This window comes from Streptomyces calidiresistens (assembly GCF_014141525.1).
Lineage (GTDB): Bacteria > Actinomycetota > Actinomycetes > Streptomycetales > Streptomycetaceae > Streptomyces > Streptomyces calidiresistens.
In genome coordinates this window covers 1-773 of the sequence record NZ_VKHS01001385.1, presented here as the reverse complement: position 1 = coordinate 773, position 773 = coordinate 1, and the positions used below count along the sequence as shown (strand labels likewise).

The window sequence follows — 773 nt, the reverse complement described above, 5'->3', positions numbered from 1 at the left end:
CCCCGTGAACGCCCCGCCCCGGGCGGACAATTCGGTGGCGGGCGGGGGCCGGGACGCACACACTCGGGACGGTGAACCCGCGCCCCGATCCGCAGCCCGATCGCGCCGTGACCGACGAACCCCGGTACCGGATCCGTGCCTCCCACACCGAGCGGACCGTGACGGTGTACCAGGCGTACCCGCCCGCCATCGGCCTCCCGGCCGCCCGCGACGGCTTCTTCCCGGCGACCTGGAAGCGGGACCGGATGACGTGGATCAAGCCGTCCTTCCGCTGGATGATGTACCGCTGCGGGTGGGGGCGGAAGCAGGGGCAGGAGACGGTCCTCGCCGTCGAGATCAGCCGGGCGGGGTTCGAGTGGGCGCTGCGCCACGCCTGCCTCTCCCACCACGTCCCCGGCCCGCACGGGGACCGCGCCGCCTGGCGGGCGGACCTGCGCGTCTCGCCGGTGCGGGTGCAGTGGGACCCCGAACGGGACCTCGACCTGCGGCCCCTGCCGCACCGCTCGGTGCAGGTGGGGCTCGGCCCGGAGGCGGCCCGGCGCTACGCCGACGAGTGGATTCTCGGCATCCGGGATCTCACGCCGCTCGCCCGGGAGATCCACGGGTTGGTGCGGGCCGGCCGACGCGAGGAGGCCGCCGCGCTCCTGCCGGAGGAGCGGCCCCTGCCGCTGCCGGACGACGCGGCGGCCCGGATCCTCCCGCCCGCCCCGCGAACGGCGACCGGGTGAACGGGCCGCTCGTCCCCGCCGGGTGACCGGGGCCCGGGGCTCGGG

1 protein-coding gene is annotated in these 773 nt (G+C 77.0%); it reads left to right on the top strand.

Annotation, left to right across the window (positions count from 1 at the left end; translation table 11 throughout):
• The first annotated feature begins 107 nt into the window (after positions 1–107).
• Entirely contained in the window at positions 108–728 is a 621-nt protein-coding gene (locus FOE67_RS27435; protein ID WP_182667508.1) for a DUF4291 domain-containing protein, read from the top strand.
• Positions 729–773: the final 45 nt, after the last annotated feature.